The sequence below is a fragment of the Streptomyces sp. NBRC 110611 genome (assembly GCF_001590865.1).
Lineage (GTDB): Bacteria > Actinomycetota > Actinomycetes > Streptomycetales > Streptomycetaceae > Streptomyces.
The window spans coordinates 17,868-36,561 of the sequence record NZ_BBUY01000004.1 but is presented as its reverse complement, the minus strand read 5'-3'; the positions used below and the strand labels follow the sequence as shown (position 1 = coordinate 36,561).

At 72.9% G+C, this 18,694-nt stretch carries 16 protein-coding genes and 1 pseudogene; 7 read left to right on the top strand and 10 right to left on the bottom strand.

Annotated features, from left to right (window positions below; translation table 11 throughout):
• Window positions 1-29 precede the first annotated feature (29 nt).
• Window positions 30-791 carry an FAD-dependent oxidoreductase gene (locus AZE13_RS37985; protein WP_258527771.1) on the bottom strand — a complete coding sequence of 254 codons (762 nt, stop codon included), beginning with the start codon at window positions 789-791 and terminating at the stop codon, window positions 30-32.
• 89 nt (window positions 792-880) lie between these two features.
• A pseudogene (locus tag AZE13_RS37980) lies at window positions 881-1,447 on the bottom strand (FAD-dependent oxidoreductase); the annotation flags it as partial.
• 166 nt (window positions 1,448-1,613) lie between these two features.
• Here AZE13_RS37980 and AZE13_RS11060 point away from each other — a divergent pair.
• Window positions 1,614-2,525, top strand: a complete 912-nt coding sequence (locus AZE13_RS11060; protein WP_066929660.1) for a methyltransferase domain-containing protein — start codon at window positions 1,614-1,616, stop codon at window positions 2,523-2,525.
• A gap of 94 nt (window positions 2,526-2,619) precedes the next feature.
• Here AZE13_RS11060 and AZE13_RS11055 read toward each other — a convergent pair whose 3' ends face one another.
• Together AZE13_RS11055 and AZE13_RS11050 are read right to left on the bottom strand one after the other, a co-directional pair.
• Complete coding sequence (locus tag AZE13_RS11055) at window positions 2,620-3,039, bottom strand: VOC family protein (protein ID WP_066929659.1); 420 nt, start codon at window positions 3,037-3,039, stop codon at window positions 2,620-2,622.
• Between the two features lie 111 nt (window positions 3,040-3,150).
• Window positions 3,151-4,203 (bottom strand): hypothetical protein, encoded by a 1,053-nt coding sequence (locus AZE13_RS11050; RefSeq protein WP_181690318.1) that lies wholly within the window; start codon window positions 4,201-4,203, stop codon window positions 3,151-3,153.
• Between the two features lie 382 nt (window positions 4,204-4,585).
• On the opposite strand from AZE13_RS11050, the gene AZE13_RS11045 reads away from it, so the two are divergent.
• Window positions 4,586-5,278 carry a TetR/AcrR family transcriptional regulator gene (locus AZE13_RS11045; RefSeq protein WP_079123898.1) on the top strand — a complete coding sequence of 231 codons (693 nt, stop codon included), beginning with the start codon at window positions 4,586-4,588 and terminating at the stop codon, window positions 5,276-5,278.
• A 216-nt stretch (window positions 5,279-5,494) separates the two neighbouring features.
• Here the strand turns inward: AZE13_RS11045 and AZE13_RS11040 are convergent, their stop codons facing one another.
• The gene (locus AZE13_RS11040) at window positions 5,495-6,295 is read right to left on the bottom strand and encodes a VOC family protein (protein ID WP_066929655.1); all 801 of its coding nucleotides are present in this window, start codon (window positions 6,293-6,295) and stop codon (window positions 5,495-5,497) included.
• A 160-nt stretch (window positions 6,296-6,455) separates the two neighbouring features.
• Window positions 6,456-7,580 carry an acyl-CoA dehydrogenase family protein gene (locus AZE13_RS11035; protein WP_066929653.1) on the bottom strand — a complete coding sequence of 375 codons (1,125 nt, stop codon included), beginning with the start codon at window positions 7,578-7,580 and terminating at the stop codon, window positions 6,456-6,458.
• A gap of 264 nt (window positions 7,581-7,844) precedes the next feature.
• Here AZE13_RS11035 and AZE13_RS11030 point away from each other — a divergent pair, with 264 nt between their 5' ends.
• Both AZE13_RS11030 and AZE13_RS11025 read left to right on the top strand, forming a co-directional pair.
• Window positions 7,845-9,476, top strand: coding sequence for an AMP-binding protein (locus tag AZE13_RS11030; protein WP_066929651.1), 1,632 nt, complete (start codon window positions 7,845-7,847; stop codon window positions 9,474-9,476).
• Window positions 9,477-9,480: 4 nt separating this feature from the next.
• A complete protein-coding gene (locus AZE13_RS11025) occupies window positions 9,481-10,332 on the top strand; it encodes a PaaX family transcriptional regulator C-terminal domain-containing protein (protein ID WP_066929645.1) in 852 nt (283 codons plus the stop codon).
• Between the two features lie 151 nt (window positions 10,333-10,483).
• Here the strand turns inward: AZE13_RS11025 and AZE13_RS11020 are convergent, their stop codons facing one another.
• Window positions 10,484-11,221 (bottom strand): HAD family hydrolase, encoded by a 738-nt coding sequence (locus AZE13_RS11020; protein ID WP_258527741.1) that lies wholly within the window; start codon window positions 11,219-11,221, stop codon window positions 10,484-10,486.
• Between the two features lie 491 nt (window positions 11,222-11,712).
• Between AZE13_RS11020 and AZE13_RS11015 the strand changes: the two genes are divergently transcribed.
• Window positions 11,713-12,354, top strand: coding sequence for a TetR/AcrR family transcriptional regulator (locus tag AZE13_RS11015; protein ID WP_066929640.1), 642 nt, complete (start codon window positions 11,713-11,715; stop codon window positions 12,352-12,354).
• Window positions 12,355-12,419: 65 nt separating this feature from the next.
• Here AZE13_RS11015 and AZE13_RS11010 read toward each other — a convergent pair whose 3' ends face one another.
• Entirely contained in the window at window positions 12,420-13,448 is a 1,029-nt protein-coding gene (locus AZE13_RS11010; protein WP_066929638.1) for an MDR family NADP-dependent oxidoreductase, read from the bottom strand.
• A gap of 156 nt (window positions 13,449-13,604) precedes the next feature.
• On the opposite strand from AZE13_RS11010, the gene AZE13_RS11005 reads away from it, so the two are divergent.
• Both AZE13_RS11005 and AZE13_RS11000 read left to right on the top strand, forming a co-directional pair.
• Window positions 13,605-14,237 (top strand): ScbR family autoregulator-binding transcription factor, encoded by a 633-nt coding sequence (locus tag AZE13_RS11005; protein ID WP_066929636.1) that lies wholly within the window; start codon window positions 13,605-13,607, stop codon window positions 14,235-14,237.
• Between the two features lie 114 nt (window positions 14,238-14,351).
• Complete coding sequence (locus AZE13_RS11000) at window positions 14,352-15,347, top strand: ScbA/BarX family gamma-butyrolactone biosynthesis protein (RefSeq protein ID WP_066929634.1); 996 nt, start codon at window positions 14,352-14,354, stop codon at window positions 15,345-15,347.
• Window positions 15,348-15,440: 93 nt separating this feature from the next.
• Here AZE13_RS11000 and AZE13_RS10995 read toward each other — a convergent pair whose 3' ends face one another.
• A complete protein-coding gene (locus tag AZE13_RS10995) occupies window positions 15,441-17,714 on the bottom strand; it encodes a bifunctional salicylyl-CoA 5-hydroxylase/oxidoreductase (RefSeq protein ID WP_066929633.1) in 2,274 nt (757 codons plus the stop codon).
• Window positions 17,715-17,716: 2 nt separating this feature from the next.
• A complete protein-coding gene (locus AZE13_RS10990) occupies window positions 17,717-18,544 on the bottom strand; it encodes an enoyl-CoA hydratase family protein (protein ID WP_066929631.1) in 828 nt (275 codons plus the stop codon).
• Between the last annotated feature and the right edge of the window lie 150 nt (window positions 18,545-18,694).

The window sequence follows — 18,694 nt, the reverse complement described above, 5'->3', positions numbered from 1 at the left end:
GTGCGGGGTACCGGCTTTCCGACGGAGGATCACGGCCGTACCTTCCTGCGCAGCCCCAGCAAGGTGCCCGTCAGGCGGCGGGCTCCGGCCAGGCGGGCGTAGACGTCGGTGAGGGCGGCGTGCCAGGGGCCGTCGGCGTACGTCGGGTACGGGTGCACGGTCCTGGCGTACCGCGACGGTGTCCAGCCCAGGCGGACGGCGGTGGCCAGGTGCGCGATGGTCTCCCCGGCGCGGGGAGCGACGACCGTGGCGCCGGCGATACGGCCGCGGGCGTCCAGTACCAGGCAGGTGAACCCGTCGGTGCGGCCGTCGGCGACGGCACGGTCGACGCGGTCGTGATCCAGGGTGAGGGTGCGGGCCCCTTCGGCGGAGGTCACTCCTACGCGGGCGACCTCGGGATCGGTGTACGTCACCCAGGGCACGGCGTCGTACCGGATCCGGCGGCGCACACCGAGCAGGGCGTCGGTCGCCGCCGACGCGCCCTGCACACCACCAAGGTGGGTGAACGCCGAACGGCCGGTGACGTCCCCGGCCGCGTAGACGCGCGGATTGGCGGTACGAAGGCGCTCGTCGATCCGCACCCGCCCCTGCTCGTCCACTTCCACCTCGGCCGCGTCCAGACCGAGCCCGCCGGTGTTGGCGATGCGCCCGGTGGTGGTCAGCAGCCGGTCGTACGGGAGGGGGCCACCGGGGCCGTGCATCGCGCCGTCGGCGGCCTTCTCGTGCATCGCGCCGTCGGCGACCTTCTCAGCCCGGTAGCCGGTCCGGACGGTGACCCCGTCGGCTTCCAGAGCTTGCTGTACGAGCTGCGAGGCGCGTGGCTCCTCTCGCGCGGCAGCAGCCGTTCCACCGCCTCGACGAGGGTGACCTGCGCGCCGAGACGGGCGAACGCCTGCGCCAGCTCACAGCCGGTCGGCCCACCGCCCAGCACCACCAGACGCCCTGGCAGCTCGTCCAGGTCCCACACGGTGTCGCTGGTCAGCGGCTCCGCCTCGGCCAGCCCGGGGATGGGCGCCACGGCCGGCGCGGAGCCGGTCGCGATCACCGCGTAACGGAAGGACACTTCCCGGCCACCGGCGCGCAGCGTGCGCGGCCCGGTGAAACAGGCCGCGCCGGACGCCACCTCCACCCCGAGCGGGGCCAGCGCCTCGGCCGAGTTGTGCGGCTCGATCGCCGCGATCGCCCGCCTGACCTGCCCCATCGCCGCCGCCAGATCCGCGGGCCCGGTCGCCGCCGTCAGCCCGTACCGCCCCACCGCCCGCCCGGCCCGCACCTCGGCGGCCACATGCAGCAGCGCCTTGCTGGGCACGCACCCGGTCCACAAGCAGTCGCCGCCCAGCCGGTCCCGCTCGATCAGCAGGGTGCGGGCGCCCAGGCGGCCGCCCGTGCGTGCCGCGGTCAGTCCGGCGCTGCCACCGCCGATCACCACCAGGTCGTACGGGTTCATCCGACTGCCTCAGCCCTCTCTCACCTCGTCGCGGCAGGGGGACCCGCTCAGGTGGCCTCCGCCTTCCCTCCGGGTACGACTCTTCCGGTTGGCTCTCGACCCCGGAGCAGCAGAGGAGAAACATGGCGACCGACCTGTTCAGTGACGCATCGCATCCACCGGTTCGGTGGCGGACTCGGGCGGCTCACCGATCCCCGCCGCGCTGGACGGCATCACGGTGCTCGACCTGGGCTGCGGCAGCGGACGCGACGCGTACGTCCTCGCCCAGCTGGTCGGCCCGAACGGCCGGGTCATCGGCGTCGACATGACCGACGAGCAGCTGGCCGTGGCCCGCCGCCACCAGAGCTGGCACACCGACCGGTTCGGCTACGCCAACACCGAGTTCCACCAGGGCTGCATCGAGGACCTGGCCGCCGTCGGCATCGCGGACGGCTCCATCGACCTGGTCGTCTCCAACTGCGTGGTGAACCTGTCCCCGGACAAGCCACGCGTGTTCCGGGAGATCTTCCGCGTCCTCAAGCCCGGGGGCGAGCTGTACTTCTCCGACGTCTTCGCCGACCGCCGCCTCCCCGCCACGCTCCTGGACGACGCGGAACTGGTCGGCGAATGCCTCGCCGGAGCCCTGTACACCGAGGACTTCCGCCGCCTGATGGAGCACTGCGGCTGCGCCGACGCCCGCACCACGGCCTCCGCACCGATCGCCCTGACCAGCCCCGAGATCGAACGGAAGATCGGCTTCGCCGCCTTCACCTCCCGCACCGTCCGGGCCTTCCACCTCCCCCTGGAGGACCGCTGCGAGGACTACGGCCAGACCGCCGTCTACCGCGGCACCCTCCCCGGACACCCGCACACGTTCGACCTCGACGACCACCACCACTTCCCCACCGGCAAACCCCTCCTCGTGTGCGGCAACACCGCCGACATGCTCACCGCCACCCGCTACGCCCCCCACTTCACCGTCACCGGCGACAAGACGCGGCACTTCGGGCTGTTCCCGTGTGCCCCGCCGGCGCCATGCCAGGCAGCAGCGGTCCGGGGACGGCGCCTGCCTGCTGCTGACCTGACCAGCTGCTGTTGACCTGACGTACCGCTCCGGCACCTCCCACTCCCACTGCGCCGCGTCCTGGCAACGAGCGGAGGACAGCCATGACGCTCAGTACCGCGCGCCAGTCCTAGGAAACGCCGCGGTAGGTGCCGAAGGTCCACAGGTTGCCCTCCGGATCTCGCACGGTGAACGCGTACGCCCGAGCCCCTGACCCGAACTCGGTGTCGTGCGGCGGTTCGAGAATCTCGCCACCAGCCTCCCGCACCCGCTGATGCACCGCGTCCACATCGTCGGCGACCACATAGACCGCGCTGGTCCCGGCCCGCATCCGCCCGTGCACGCTGTCCGTGTGCCGGGTCGAACCGAACACCAGCGCTCCACCGCCAGGCCAGCGCAGCTCGGCGTGGCCGATACCGCCGTGTTCATCCGGCGCGGCAACCACCTCCACGAAACCCAGCACATCGACCAGAAAACGCAGCGCCGTACCCGTGTCGTCGTAGTGCAGTACCGGCCACACGGAGGACGGGGAAGAGGCATCAGGCGACATGCCACTCATCGTAGGCGCGCAGACAACACCTGGGGCCGTAAGGCCCAGCACCCGTTCCGCCCCTTGACGTCTCCTGCACGGCGAGGCCGGGTTGGGCACGCCGCGGCGTCTTCACTTCTCCTGCGCCCCGGACTCGGCGTCAAACCTTGCTATCGGGCTCGGCGTCAGGCCCGGCTGTCGGGCACGCCGGACGCGGTGGTCGAGCCGGACCAGCAGGTACGCCGTGGCGGCGATCATCGCCGCTCCGAGGGCAAGCGCGAGGGCGGTCGGGCCCCGGGCGTAGTCGTGCCCGGCGGGCGCGGTGAGTACGGCGTAGAGCGTGTGGCCGATCAGGGCGCCGCCGGCGAGCCAGACGTAGTGGCTGTCGGACCAGCCGGGGGTGGCGGTCCAGCGGCGGACGTACCAGGCGGCGCCGGCCGCGAGCGCGGCGGCCAGGGCCATCGGGACGAAGACCCAGGCGCCGCTGCCGATCGCCGGGCCGTCGGGCGGCAGACCGGGCGGGAACAGCAGCCCGAGGAAGCAGACGCAGGTGACTCCCGCCGTCAGGGCGACGCGGGCCGGACTCGGGGCGGGGCGGGCCGGCGGCGGTACGGAGCCCTCGTGCGCGCCGGTACGGGCGGGGAGCGCGCGGAGCGCGACGGCGGTCAGGGCGGTGATCGCGGCCAGCAGGGCGAGGGTGGCCGGCAGGGAGATGTGGTATCCGGGATCCTCGATGGCCGCCACGCCCACCCGCAGGAGCACGACGCCGGTGACGGCCGCGACCGCGGTGCCGGCCAGGCCGCCGCGCCGCAGATACGGCCGGCCCCGATGGTGGGGGAAGAGCAGGTCCGTGAGCAGCACCGGGACCAGCACGCTGAAGACCGTGTGGTAGCCGACCTGGGTCTCCCAGTACGTGGTGTTGAGCCCGAGCACCCGCGGGCCCCAGGCGGCGGCATGGTAGAGGTCGGGGCTGGTCAGTGCCTGTAGGCCGAGGCCGTCCTCGGCCAGTTCGTAGACCAGGCCCATCAGCAGCAGGCTGGGCCGGCCGCGCCCGGAGCGGACGACCAGTTCTCGCAGGAGCAGCACGCCGGCGCCGTACATCGCCACCAGGGCCGGCAGCAGCAGCCACACGGCCGGCATGGTGACGCCGCTGAATGTCACCTCGGCGCTGACCGGAGCCAGCACGATCAGACTCCAGGCCGCCTTGCGGCGCCCGTCCGCCGGTGGGCGTGCGGATGTGTGGAGCGATGGCGGTGCAGTGCGGCGTATCCCCATGTCCTCCCCCTGTCCTTCCCGTCGCCCCACAACCGGAGTCGACTCCTTCGCCGCTACGGCTTCCTCAACTGCAGCTGCCAGTGCGGCTCTTCAACAGTCAGTGCGGCGCTTCGCGCGGCGCGGTCCGAGGCACACCGCTCAGAATTACTCACTTGAGTAAGACGTTACTTGGGTGGGTAACGCGCTCGCAAGGGGAGCCAGCTATGCTCGCAGCGCCGAGCGAACAGTCGAGCTGAGCCCGGCGCCCCGCAATCAACGAACGCCCCATCGCACCCACGTCCGGTGAACGGCCATGCCCAGTGAAGAACCCACGCCCACGGCGCCCGCGCCCGGCGAACGGTCCGCCGCCGCGCTCGCGCGACGTGCCCAGATCATCGCCGCGACGACCGACACCATCGCCGCCCTCGGCTACCGCCGTACGACCTTCGCGCGGATCGCCGAACGCGGCGGACTGAGCAGCACGCGGCTCATCTCCTACCACTTCGCCAACAAGGACGAGCTGGTGAAAGCGGTGGTGGCCGACGTCTTCGACTCGATCGACCGGTTCCTGCTCGACCGGGCGGCGGCGGACCCGGCGAACCGGCCGATCCGGCAGCCCGCCGACGCGCCGCCGCCGAGACCGCACACCGGCTCCGCCGCCGCCGAGCTGCGCGCGTACATCACCGGTACGGTCGCCTTCGTCGACAGCCACCGGACCCGGATGCGCGCATTGGCGTCGATCTTCGCCGCACTCCACGACGACGAAGAGCACGCGGCGGCCTACGACACCGACACCTTCCGCGATGTGCTCGGACACCTCCAGGGCATCCTGCGGCGCGGCCAGGCACGCGGAGAGTTCCGGTCGTGCGACACCTTCGTCATGGCCGCGGCGATCCAGAACGCGCTCAGCGGGCTGCCCTTCCTGCTCCGCACCAGGCCGGACCTGAACCTCCCGGCGTACGCGGAGGAGCTGGCGACGCTGTTCGGCCTGGCGACCCGGGCCTGAGCGGTTGACCCCGGAAGCCCTCCGCGGTCGCGCATCCCGCCGGTATCGCGCGATTCCCAATCCCCTTACGGGAAAGGCGCGTTGCCACTGAGCCTGCCGGCGATGCCGATGGACCGCGCATGTCCTTGGCAGGCGCGTAGCCGGCGAAAGCGCGTAGCCGGGGAAGGTGCGTGGACCGGATCGGTGAGTGGCCGGCCGTCGTTGTGTGGCTGTGTGTCAGAGCAGCTCCTGTGGCATGAGGACGACGAATTCCGCGCCTGCCGGGTCGGTGCAGACGGCGAGCCGACCGACGCCCTCGACGGTCTCCGGGCCCATGACGAGCCTGCCGCCGTTGCCCGTTGCCAGGCCGACGGAGGCGTCGCAGTCCGCGGAGCCGAACACCGGGTGCCAGTACGGCCTTCCGGCCGGTCCGAGGAGATCGGCGGGGACACCCAGGAGGCCGCCGTGCACCCGGTCCTCACCGCAGTCGGCGGGGCGGAGCAGGGTGTATGTTCCGCCACCGCCGGGGAGCGGCACATCCTGGGTGCGCCAGTCGAAGACGGCCCGGTAGAAGGCCCGTGCGGCGGCCGGGTCGGTGGTGTAGAGCTCCGTCCATCCCAGTGTGCCGGGGCCGTCCACCGCTTCGATGCCCGGATGTCCCGCCGGCTCCCAGATGGCGAACTCCGCGCCCTGGGGGTCGGTGAGCTGCGCGAACCGGCCGCCCTCGGTGCCGACCCGGGTCGGCACCGAACGGACCGCGCCGCCCGCCCGCGCCACGGCCTCGACCGTGACATCCGCGTCAGGGGTATGGAAGTAGATCGTCCAGGCGGAGCGCGCGCCGTCCTCGGTGAGCGGACCGGCCGCCGCGACCACCTTGCCGTCGAGCCGGAAGAGCGAGTACCCGCCCGCGCCCTGGTCACCGTACGGCTCGGCCCGCCAGCCGAACACCGCCCGGTAGAAAGCCGCGGCGACCTCGACATCGGGGGCACCGAGATCGAGCCAGCAGGGCGAGCCGGGGACGAAGTCAGTGGTGATCATCGCGCTTCCCTTCGCGGTGCTGCCTCGCGGATGCTGCGTGATGTCCGCCGATTTCAGCCTGACATCCACCACTGACAATCGCCCGCCGGCCCGGCAGGCCAGGGCCGGTGACGCAGGCCAGGGCCGGTCCGGCGGGACAGGCCCTGGGTGCGGTACCCGTTCAGTTCCGGTAGAGCTCCCTGGCGATGATGGAGCGTTGCACCTCCGTCGCACCCTCGTAGATACGCGGCGCGCGCACCTCCCGGTAGAGGTGTTCCAGGAGGTGGCCACGGCGCAGCGCGCGGGCGCCGTGGATCTGGACCGCGGCATCGACGACGTACTGGGCGGTCTCGGTCGCCAGCAGTTTGGCCATCGCCGAGCGGCGGACGATGCCGGGCGCCCCCATGTCGTACGCGGAGGCGGCCGCGTACACCAGCAGGCGGGCGGACTCGACCCGGGTGGCCATCTCGGCGAGCTGGTGGCCTACGGACTGGAGGTCCTTGAGCGGCCCGCCGAACGCGGTGCGCGCCCCGGCATGCGCCAGGGCCGCATCCAGCGCGGCCTGTGCCATGCCGACCGCGAAGGCCCCCACGCTCGGCCGGAAGAGGTTCAGCGTGGCCATCGCCACGGCGAATCCGCCGCCCACCTCGCCCAGCACATCCGCCCTGGTCACCGGCGTGCCGTCGAAGACCATCGTGCCGATGGGGTGCGGGCTGAGCATGTCCAGGCGTGCTCCGGTCAGGCCCGGCCGGCCGGCGGGGACGAGGAAGGCGGTGACCCCTCGCGCCCCCGCGCCCCCGGTACGGGCGAAAACGGTGGCGAAGTCGGCCTCGGGGGCGTTGGAGATCCAGCACTTCTCGCCGGTCAGCCGCCAGCCGTCCGGGCCGTCCGGCTCCGCCGTCAGCGAGAGCGCGGCGGCATCCGACCCCGCGTCCGGCTCGCTCAGCGCGAAGGACGCGATCGCGCGGCCGGCGGCCACCTCGGGCAGCCAACGGGCGCGCTGGGCCTCGGTTCCGGACCGGACCAGCGGGTGGGCGCCGAGGCCCTGGAGGGCCAGTGCGGTCTCCGCCTCCGTGCACTCCCGGGCGAGGGACTCGCGCAGCAGGCACAGGTCCAGGGCGCGCGGTGCGCCGTCGGCCGGGAACAGGCGGCGCAGCAGGCCCAGTTCGCCCAGGGCGGCGACCAGAGGGCGGTTGACCCGGCCCGGCTCGCCCCTCTCCGCCAGCGGGCGCAGCCGTTCGGCCGTCATGGCGCGCACGGCGGCGCACCACTCCTGCTCCTCCGGTCCCAGTGCGAATACGGTCATGGGGCGGCTCCCTGGTAACGGTGGCGGTCCTCGACGGTCCTCCGACGCGGGGTCTTGCTGTCACGCGGTCACACGGGGTCCTGCGGTCTCTATCGCGGCATATTGACTGCCGTCACAGACACGTTACGCTGACGGACGATCCGAACGGCAGTCCTCGCACGTCGCCCAGCACCTCACCAGAGCCTCGCCGGCACCTCGCCCAGAACCTCACCAGCACCTCGTCGACCGGTCCGGCCACTCGGCCGTCCTAGGGGGCGTCACCGCATGGAGCTACGGTCCTCGGCCCATACCGACACCTTCGCGCGCGACCGGCTGCCGCCCCGGGAGCAGTGGCCGCACCTCACCGATCTGGGCTACCCCGACCGCCTGAACTGCGGCGCCGAGTTACTGGACGGCACCATCGAGCGGTTCGGCGCGGACCGCCCGGCGTTCCGCGACGCGAGCGGGCCGGTGTGGACGTACGGGCAGCTGCGCGACCGGGTCGACGCGATCGCCCACGCGCTCACCGGACAGCTGGGTGTGCGGCCGGGCAACCGCGTCCTGCTGCGCGGTCCCACCACGCCATGGCTGGCCGCCTGCTGGCTCGCCGTCATGAAGGCGGGGGCGGTCGCGGTGACCGTACTGGCCGCGCAGCGCCCCAAGGAGCTCACCACGATCTGCGAGATCGCCCGGGTGCGGTATGCGCTGTGCGACATCCGCTCGGTCGAGGACCTCACCAGGGCCGGGGTCCCGGGGCTGCGGGTCACCACGTACGGCGGGGACGGCCCGGCCGATCTGCGGCAGCTCGCCCGGCCCGGCGGCGCACCGTACCCGGCGGTGGCGACCTCGGCCGACGATGTCGCGCTGATCGCGTTCACCTCGGGCACCACCGGCCGCCCCAAGGGGTGTCTGCACTTCCACCGCGATGTGCTCGCCATCGCGGACACCTTCTCGGCGCGGGTGCTCCGGCCGACCCCTGACGATGTGTTCGCCGGCAGCCCGCCGCTGGGATTCACCTTCGGCCTCGGCGGGCTGGTGGTCTTCCCGCTGCGGGCCGGCGCCTCGGCCCTGCTCACCGACTGGGGCGGGCCGGAACAGCTGCTCACCGATATCGCGGCGCACCGGGTCTCGGTGCTGTTCACCGCCCCGACCGCCTACCGGGCGATGCTGCCGCGCCTCACCGGTCACGACGTCTCCTCGCTGCGCCGGTGCGTGTCGGCCGGTGAGAACCTGCCTGCCGCGACCTGGCAGTCCTGGTACGAGGCGACCGGCCTGCGGCTCATCAACGGCATCGGCGCGACGGAGCTGCTGCACATCTTCATCGCGGCGGCCGACGAGGCGATCCGGCCGGGCACGACGGGACTGCCGGTACCGGGGTTCCAGGCGCGGGTGGTGGGCACGGACGGCGCCCCGCTGCCGGACGGCGAGCCGGGCCTGCTGGCCGTACGCGGGCCGACCGGCTGCCGCTATCTGGCGGATGCCCGGCAGACGGAGTACGTACGGGACGGCTGGAACATCACCGGCGACACCTATGTCCGCGAGCCCGACGGCTACTTCCGCTACGTCGCCAGGGCGGACGACATGATCGTCTCGGCCGGCTACAACATCGCCGGTCCCGAGGTGGAGGACGCGCTGCTGCGGCACCCCGATGTCAGCGAGGCGGCGGTGGTCGGACGGGCCGACGAGGAACGGGGGGAGGTGGTCGTCGCCCATGTGGTGCTGCGGAACGGTGTGCCTGCCGACGAGCAGACCGTCGCCGCGCTGCGCGCCTTCACCAAGACCCGTATCGCGCCCTTCAAGTGCCCGCGCGAGATCGTCTTCCACACCGCGCTGCCCCGCACCCCGACCGGCAAGCTCCAGCGCTTCCGGCTGCGTTCGGGGCCGGGCTCCGCCGGTCCGGTGGCCGATCTACAGTGATCCGGTGGCCGACCAGCAAACACAGCGCACCCCCCGGTCCCTGATCGTCACGTTCTACGGCGCCTACGGGCGCGACCGGCCCGACGCCGGGGACGGGGCGGCCGAGCCGGTGCCGGTCGCCGCGCTGATCCGGCTGCTGGGGGTGCTCGGGGTGGATCCGCCGTCGGTACGCTCGGCGGTCTCCCGGCTCAAGCGGCGCGGGCTGCTGGTGTCCGCGCGGACCGCCGACGGGGCGGCCGGCTACGGGCTGTCCGACGTCGCCCGCCAGCTGCTGGCGGACGGGGACCGGCGGATCTTCGGCCGGCCGGCCGCGCGGTTGTCCGACGGCTGGGTGCTGGCCGTCTTCTCCGTTCCCGAGGAGGAGCGGCACAAGCGGCATCTGCTGCGGTCCCGGCTGGCCCGGCTCGGCTTCGGCACCGCTGCCCCCGGGGTGTGGATCGCCCCGGCGCAGCTGTACGAGGAGACCCGGCACACCCTGGAGCTACTGCAACTGACGAGGTACGTCGAGCTGTTCACCGGTACGCATACCGGCTTCGCCGCCACGTCGGACGCGGTGGCACGCTGGTGGGACCTGGCCGCCGTCGCCGCGCAGTACCACGCCTTCCTCGAGGAGCAGGAGCCGGTCCTGCTCCGCTGGTCACGGCGGCGCACGGGGCCTCCGGAGGAGGCTTACCACGACTACCTGCTGGCGCTGGACGCCTGGCGCCGGCTGCCGTACGCCGATCCCGGACTGCCCTCTCCCCTCCTGCCGGAGGGCTGGCCGGGTGGTCGCGCGGCGGAGGTGTTCGGCCGGCTGCACGGCGCGCTGCGGGACGCGGGTGCCCGTTATGTGCGCGAGGCGTCGGCCGGTCCGTAGTCACCGCCCCGTGGCCCCTGCTCCGTAGTCACCGCTCCGTAGTCACCGGCTCGCGGTCACCGGCTCGCATGTTCCCGCCCTGTGGTCTCCGCCCTGTGGTCCCCGGCCTGTGGCCTCCGGCCCTTGGGCGGCCGGTCCCCCGTCCGCCGGCTCAGCGGCGGCGCGGCTGGGCGCCCACCATGGCGGCGGCCGGGCGCGGCCTGGAGGCGGCGATCACGGACACCACGTCCTTGAAGGAACTGCACATCCGGGTGCCGGCGACCCCGGCCAGCTCGCCGAACGTGCCGACCCCGTAGGTCACCGCGACCGGCTCCATGCGTGCGGTGACCGCCATCCGCATGTCCCCGACGGTGTCCCCCACGTACGCGCTCTGCCAGGCCGGGACGCCCAGCCGTTCGGCCGCCCGCAGCACCATCTCCGGGTGCGGTTTGCCGCGCCGGACCATGTCCTGCCCGATGACCGGGCCGACCAGGTCACGGATCCCCATGACGTCGAGCAGCGCCTCGGCGCTGCGGGTCGTCTTGGACGTGGCGACGGCCAGCTCGACGCCGTGCGCGCGCAGCGCGGACAGCCCCGCGGTCACGCCGGGGAAGAGCAGCTGCGGTCCCTGGCAGAGGACTTCGTAGGCGAACAGTTCGCGGTAGCGGGAGATGGCGGTCTGCACCCGGGAGTCGTCCTCGGGCCTGCCCAGCAGCCGGCCGAAGGCGGGGCCCGGCGGCTTGCCGATGGCGGCGGCCGCCTGCCGCGCGGTCACCGAGCTTCCCTGCTCGGCGGCCACCTTGACCAGAAGTTTGCTGATCGCCGGCAGGGTGTTGGCCAGAGTGCCGTCCAGATCGAAGACGGCAGCCCTGATCGTCTCGCTTGCGGTGGCGGCCCGTGCGCCTCTCACGGGACGATCGCGGACTTCCATTGCTACGCGCATGGCTGGAGACCTTTCCGGATTCCGATGGGGGTGCGGGGGGTTCGGGGGACGTTGCTGGCTCGGCTGGTCGGGCGGCCTGCGGTCGGCGACTGGTGGAGGCAGAGGCGGTCTCGCCATGGCGTACCGCGGTCCAACGCGGTACGCGACCGTCGCGGCGGTGGCAACGGAAGGGATCGTCCCGTTTTACCGCCTGCCGGAGATTTAAAAACCGCCTGCGCTGTTTGTCAATGTGCCCTTGTCACATCCTGACGGTTCGACAACGCACCCCGCTCCGGACCAGGCTGGGAATCGCAAGGCCCCCATGCGCCACTCCGGGACCGGAGGGGGAGCGGTACGACGTCTTCACGTCAGCGCGGGCCAGTTCCAGCCATCCCCCCGGATCTTATCGAACCGCATGGTTGGTTTTCTATGTAGACTGCAAAGAGCTTCGCAGCCGTACTAGAGACGGGACGGACACCGTGCCCATCCAGCATCGCGCCATCCAGAGCCGCCAGGCACTCATCCGATCGGCCGCAGAGACCTTTCTGGAGAAGGGGGTTCCCGCCTCGGGCATGGTCGAGATCAGCCGGCGGGCCCGCCTGAGCAAGGGAGCCCTCTACTTCCACTTCACGTCGAAGGACGACCTCACCCTGGCGGTGCGGGACTCCGCGCTCGCCACCCTGCAGGAGATCGAGGACGCCTTCACCCACTCCCCGGCGCCACTGGCAGCCGCCGTACGGGACTTCGCCGTCGAGCTGTTCGGCCGGGTGGAGGCGGACGCCGTGCTCCGCGCCGGACTGCGGCTGCGTCCGGAGACCGCGCCGGGCCTGGGGATCTACGCCTTGGAGCAGCGCTGGTACGCGCTCTTCCTCGACAAGGCGGTGACTTGCGGGACGGGGCGGCCCGGCGGGCCGGCCGCCGTCGGCCCGGATGCCGAACCACGGCGTACCGCCCAGCTGTTGACCTCGATCGTGGTGGGTCTGCTGCATCTGGGCGGCGAGGACGGGATGTGGTGGGACAGCGAGGCCGTGACCGACCTGTGGTCCCTGCTGCCGGCCGCACAGGGACCGGTTCCGGCCGCCGGCCTCCCCGCGCCCGCGGAGCTCCCGGCGGCCGGCTGACCCCACCGGGCCGTTACGGCCGGACGCCTCCCGAGGCACCCTCCGCCGGTGCGGCGTGCCCTACCTCACAGCTCCACCAGTACGGCCCCGATGTGACGCCCCTGTGTCAGCTCGCACAGCGCCCGGGGCGCCTGCTCGATGCCCTTCAGCAGGGCATGCGGGAAGACCAGGGACCCGTCCCGCAGGCCCCGACCGAACTCCTTCGTCCACTCCTGCGCCAGATCCGGGTGCGCGTACAGCCCGAAGCCACGCAGCGTCACCCGCCGCGTGATGATCAGCCCCGCGTCCAGCTCCACCGGAGCGGTGACCCCACCGCCCTCGCCCAACTGGCTGGAGAGCGCCCCGACCAGCGCGAACCGTGCGTCCGGGCGGGCCACCGCGAGCGCCGCGGCCAGCTGCTCGCCGCCCACGGTGTCCAGCAGGACGTCGATTCCGTCCGGGGCCGCCCGGCGCAGCTGCCGCTCGATCGCACCGCCGCCGCGGACGACCGTGTCGTCGTACCCCAGCTCGGCGCGGAGCCGGGCGGCCTTGTCCTCGGAGCCGGTGCTGCCGATGACCCGGCCGGCGCCCAGCCGCCGTGCCAGCTGCCCGGCCAGGCTGCCCACCCCGCCGGCCGCGCCGGTGACGAACACGGTGTCCCCCGGCCGGACGCCCGCAGCCCGGCGGAGCGCCCCCCAGGCGGTCGCGCCCTGCGACAGATGCGCGGCGGGGGTCGGCAGCACGTCCGGGTCGATCCGGCGCACCCGCGACTCCTCGGCCACCGCGAACTCCCGCCACCCGTAAGGGTGGTGAACGAGCTCGCCGGGCGTGAAGCCGCCGCCGGGCGCCTCCACCACCTCACCGATCGCCGAGCCCCACAGCGCCTCGCCCGGTACGAACGAGGGCATCGGCAGCGGGACTCCGGTCATCTGCGTCCGCATCGCGGCGGTCACCGCCATCACACGGGTACGCACCAGCACCTGTCCCGGTCCCGGCCGCGGCACCGGGACCTCCGCGATGGTGAAGTGCCGGGCGGTCAGCTCGCCGGTGGCACGGGCGGCGAGCCGGACCTCCCGCTGCATGGCGGGCAGGTCGGGAACGGCGGTGGGGGACATGGAACTTCTCCTGGCTCCTCGTACGTACGGCGGCGACGTGAGTACCGCCCCGGCCGGCTTCCTTATGATGCGGAGAGCAACCGCGCGGTTACCGCAACGGGACGCATTCGGCTACATACTCCTGCAAACTCCAGGAGAGCATACGGAGGGTGATCGGTGGTCAAGCAGGCACGTGCGGTGCGCACGCGACGCGCCGTCCTCGAAGCCGCGGCCCATGTCATCGGCCACCGCGGGTACCAGGCCGCCACGATGGCCGAGATCATCCAGCGCGCCGGGGTCACCAAAGGAGCCGTGTACTTCCACTTCACGTCCAAGGACGCCCTGGCCCGTGCGGTCATCACCGAGCAGACCGATCCCTTCCTGCCGCGGGCCAGCGAATCGCGGCTGCAGGACACCATCGACTTCACCCACGAGGTGGCGCTGGCGCTCCGCAGCGACCCGCTGCTCCAGGCGGCCACCCGTATCGCGGTGGAGACGACGTTCAGCGAGGAGCCGCTGGCGCCGTACCGGGCCTGGACCGACATCGTCACGGAACTGTTCAGCGAGGCCCGGGAGAGGGGGGAGCTGCTGCCCGGTGTCGCGCCGGACCGGGCCGCCGAGTTCTTCGTCGCCGCCTATATGGGCGTGCAGTTGTTCTCGCGCGCGGCGACCGACCGGGCCGATCTCCCCGAGCGCGTCACGGCGCTGTGGAGACACCTGCTCCCCGGCCTGGCCGCGCCCGGCGCGCTGAGCCACCTCGACCCGTGTGGCCGCGGCGCACGGGTCTCCGTCCGGTCCCGGCCCCGTTGAAGAACGACCCTTGGCACTAGTAAACAAACCACATGGTCCGTATCTTGGTGCCCCGGGACCCCGGCGAGGTGCGGCCCGTCAGACCGCAGACCCGCGACCGGAGAAGGGATACCTATGGCCAGCGCCACCCTCGTGCCGCCCTGGCGCGACCAGCGCAAGGACGGCGGAGTCCGGTTCGGAGAACGGCAGTCCGTTGCGACCGCGACGGTGCCACGTGCGTACCCGCGCCCTGCCGCCACGCCCGAGGCGTTCCTGACCAACTGGCGGCGCGGCACGGCCGGCAGCTGGGTGGTGAGCGCGCGGTGGCCGCGGGCGCACCACTTCTACGCGCCGGTCCGCAGGCTGCACGACCCGCTGCTGCTGATCGAAACCATCCGGCAGGCCGGGATATTACTGAGCCATGTGGCGCACCGCGTCCCGCTCGACCACCCGGTCATCTGGCGGCGGGTCCGCTACGACCTCGCGCCCCGGGCGCCGCGCACCGACGAACCGGCCGAGGTGGAGCTCCGCGTCACCGACCATGACCTGATCCACCGCGGAGGCCAACTGGCCAGCGCCCGCCAGGAGTTCCAGGTCCGGTGCGACGGTGCCGACCTGGCCTCGGCGGTGGTCGACTACTCCTGTCACAGCCCGGCCGTCTACCGCCGGCTGCGCGGCAGGTACAGCGATCCGACGCGTGCCGACGCCCGTCGGCTGCCGCTGCCCGAGGCGGTCAGCCCGCGGCTGGTCGCCCGGAACCGCGAGCGGGACGTGGTGCTCTCCCCCACCGGCCGGCCGGACCGCTGGCGGCTGCGGGTGGACGCCTCCCACCCCGTGCTCTTCGGCCACCCGGTCGATCACGCGCCCGGCATGCTGATGATCGAGGCCGCCCGGCAGGCCGCGCAGGCGGTGACCCCGGGGGTCACGGTACCGACGGCCATGGACTGCGCCTTCGAGGGGTACGCCGAGCTGGACGCGCCGTGCTGGGTCCGGGCACGGACCACCGCGGATCCGGCGGCCGGGCCCGCCGACGGCGGGCGCCAGCAGGTCGCCGTCGGCGTGGAACAGCACGGCAAGCCGGTGACAACGGCACGGATCACCAGCGTGCCGCTCGCACAGCAGCCGTCCTGACCGCCCCGCCCGGCCCACCCGTCCCGGCCGGGCGCCGGGAACGCCCCGGCCCGGACCGGAAACGGCCCCGCCCCGCTGCCCGTGCCTCCCCCGTCACCGCAGCGCGAGGCGGGGCTTCGGCGCGTCCGTCCGCCCCGTCGGCGGCGTGCGGCTGCCCGCCTGGTAGGGCAGCGGCCAGGGAGCACCGTCCCCCGAGTACCCCTGCTCGGCGGCGGCGTGCAGCGTCCAGTGCGGGTCGTACAGATGTGGCCGGCCCAGCGCGCACAGGTCCGCGCGCCCGGCCAGCACCAGGGAGTTGACGTCGTCCCAGGAGGAGATCGCGCCGACCGCGATGACCGGCACCCCCAGGGTGTTGCGGATGCGGTCGGCGAACGGCGTCTGGTACGAGCGCCCGAACTCGGGGCGCTCGTCGGGGACGACCTGCCCGGTGGAGACGTCGATGGCGTCCGCGCCGTGCTCGGCGAAGGCCGCCGCGACGGCCACCGCGTCCTCGGCGGTGGTGCCGCCGTCCGCCCAGTCGGTCGCGGAGATCCGGACGGTCAGCGGGCGGCCGGCGGGCCAGGCCGCCCGGACCGCGTCGAAGACCTCCAGCGGGAAGCGCAGCCGGGCGGTGAGGTCGCCGCCGTAGGCGTCGGTGCGGTGGTTGGTGAGCGGGGAAAGGAAGCCGGAGAGCAGATAGCCGTGCGCGCAGTGGAGTTCGAGCAGATCGAAGCCGGCCCGGGCGGCGGACTCGGTGGAGCGGACGAACTGCTCCCGGACCGCGGCGAGTTCCGGCACGGTCAGGGCGTGCGGAACCTGATTGACACCGGGCCGGTAGGGCAGCGCGGACGGCGCCACGACCGGCCAGTTGCCGTCCGGGAGCGGCGCGTCGATGCCCTCCCACATCAGCCGGGTGGAGCCCTTCCGCCCCGAGTGGCCGAGCTGCACACCGATGGCGGTCCCGGGCGCCGAGGTGTGGACGAAATCGGTGATCCGGCGCCAGGCCCGCTCATGGCCCGGCGTGTACAGCCCCGTACAGCCCGGGGTGATCCGCCCGTCGCGGCTGACGCACACCATCTCCGTCATCACCAGCCCGGCGCCGCCCAGCGCACGGGCGCCGAGGTGGACGAGGTGGAAGTCGCCGGGGGTGCCGTCGCCGTCCGCGGCGGAGTACATGTCCATCGGGGAGACCACGACCCGGTTGCGCAGGGTCAGTTCGCCGAGCCGGAACGGGGTGAACATCGGCGGAGTGCCGTCCGGATGGCCCGCCTCGTCCTCGACGCCCGCGACGAACCCGGGGTCGCGCAGCCGCAGGTTGTCATGGGTGACCCGGCGGCTGCGGGTGAGCAGATTGAAGGCGAACTGGCGGGGCGGCTGGTCGGCATAGGTGGCCAGGTCCTCGAACCAGGCGAGGCTGGCGCGGGCGGCGCGCTGGGTGGAGGCGATGACCGGACGGCGCTCCGCCTCGTACGCGGCGAGCGCACCGGCGGTGTCGGGCTGCTCCCGGAGACAGGCGGCCAGCGCCAGGGCGTCCTCGACGGCGAGCTTGGTGCCGGAGCCGATGGAGAAGTGCGCGGTGTGCGCGGCGTCCCCCAGCAGCACCGTATTCCCGTACGACCAGCGCTCGTTGACGACCGTACGGAATCGGATCCAGCTGGACTTGTTACCCCGCAGCGGCCGCCCGCCCAGCGCTTCCGCGAAGACCTTGGCACACCACTCGGCCGACTCCCGCTCGTCCGCCCGCTCCAGCCCGGCCGCCCGCCAGACCTCCTCGCGCATCTCGACGATGACGGTGCTGGCGGCCGGCGAGAAGGGGTAGGCGTGCAGCTGGACGACGCCGTGCCCGGTCTCGGCGATCTCGAAGCGGAAGGCGTCGAAGGCGAAGTCGGCGGCGAGCCAGATGTAGCGGCAGCGATGGGTGGTCAGCCGCGGGCCGAAGGCGCCGGCGTGCGCGGTGCGGGTCGTGCTGTGCACTCCGTCGGCGGCGATCACCAGATCGTGGCTACGGGCCAGCTCGGCGGCGGGCGGCGCCTCGGTGCGGAACCGCAGCCCGATGCCGAGGTCGCGGCAGCGCCGGTGGAGCACGGCCAGCAGCCGGCGCCGGCTGAGCGCCGCGAAGCCGTGCCCGCCGGAGGTGAGGGTACGGCCCCGGTGCACGATGTCGATGTCGTCCCAGCGGACGAACTCCCGCTCGAGCGCGCGGTAGACCTCCGGGTCGGCATGCTCGATGCCGCCGAGCGTCTCGTCGGAGAGGACGACCCCGAAGCCGAAGGTGTCGTCGGGGGCGTTGCGCTCCCATACGGTGATCTCGCGGGCGGGGTCGAGGCGTTTGAGGAGCGCGGCGGCGTACAGCCCGCCCGGTCCGCCGCCGATCACGGCGACCCGCATGGCTACTTCCCCTGCCACTCGGGGGTCCGCTTCTCCGTGAAAGCGGCGTGGAACTCGGCATAGTCGGCACTGTTCATCAGCAGCGCCTGGGTGGCGGCATCCATCTCGACGGCGGCGGCCAGCGGCATATCGAGCTCCGCCGTGAGCAGCGCCTTGGTCTGGGCGTGCGCCAGCGCGGGGCCCTCGGCGAGCCGCTTGGCGAGCGCGGCGGCAGCCTCGTCCGCGTGCCCCTCCTCGGCCAGCACGCTGATCAGGCCGAGCCGTTCGGCCTCCGGCGCCCGTACGGTGTCGCCGAGCATCAGCAGCCGGGTGGCATGGCCGAGCCCGATGACGCGGGGCAGCAGATAGGCCGCGCCCATGTCACCGCCGGAGAGCCCGACCCGGGTGAACAGGAAGGCGAACCGGGCCGACGGATCGGCGACCCGGAAGTCCGCGGCCAGCGCGAGCACCGCCCCGGCACCGGCCGCGACGCCGTGCACGGCCGCGATCACCGGGAACGGGCACTCCCGCACCGCCCGGACGACCTGCCCGGTCATCCGGTTGAAGTCCAGCAGCTGTGCGGTATCCAGGCCCAGAGTGGCGCCGATGATCTCCTCGACATCACCGCCGGAACAGAACCCGCGCCCCTCTCCGGCGAGGACGAGCGCTCGCACGGACCGCTCCCGGGAGAGCTCCGCGAGCAGATCGCGAAGGTCGGCATAGGCCTCGAAGGTGAGTGCGTTGAGCTTCTCGGGGCGTGCCAGCGTGACCGTGGCGACGCCGTCCTTCCTGGTCACACGGAGGTGCTGCCAGGAATCGGTGGCTCGGGCGGATCCTGCGAACGGGCTCATCGGACTGCCTGCCCCCTTTGGCGGGTCGGCCGGTGGATGTTCTCCGGATGCGGTTCGAAGTTATCACCGTTTGGTGACCGCCGTCACGAGGACGCTACGCGCTTGGCTTGCTTCCCACGTTTTTGGCTTTCCCGCCGTTCCGCTGCGCTT

Coding starts and splice junctions, on each gene's coding strand:
- AZE13_RS11055 (WP_066929659.1), bottom strand. CDS start 3,039: ATGTCGCCTGATGCCTCTTCCCCGTCCTCCGTGTGGCCGGTACTGCAC.
- AZE13_RS11045 (WP_079123898.1), top strand. CDS start 4,586: ATGCCCAGTGAAGAACCCACGCCCACGGCGCCCGCGCCCGGCGAACGG.
- AZE13_RS11040 (WP_066929655.1), bottom strand. CDS start 6,295: ATGATCACCACTGACTTCGTCCCCGGCTCGCCCTGCTGGCTCGATCTC.
- AZE13_RS11035 (WP_066929653.1), bottom strand. CDS start 7,580: ATGACCGTATTCGCACTGGGACCGGAGGAGCAGGAGTGGTGCGCCGCC.
- AZE13_RS11030 (WP_066929651.1), top strand. CDS start 7,845: ATGGAGCTACGGTCCTCGGCCCATACCGACACCTTCGCGCGCGACCGG.
- AZE13_RS11010 (WP_066929638.1), bottom strand. CDS start 13,448: ATGTCCCCCACCGCCGTTCCCGACCTGCCCGCCATGCAGCGGGAGGTC.
- AZE13_RS11000 (WP_066929634.1), top strand. CDS start 14,352: ATGGCCAGCGCCACCCTCGTGCCGCCCTGGCGCGACCAGCGCAAGGAC.
- AZE13_RS10995 (WP_066929633.1), bottom strand. CDS start 17,714: ATGCGGGTCGCCGTGATCGGCGGCGGACCGGGCGGGCTGTACGCCGCC.
- AZE13_RS10990 (WP_066929631.1), bottom strand. CDS start 18,544: ATGAGCCCGTTCGCAGGATCCGCCCGAGCCACCGATTCCTGGCAGCAC.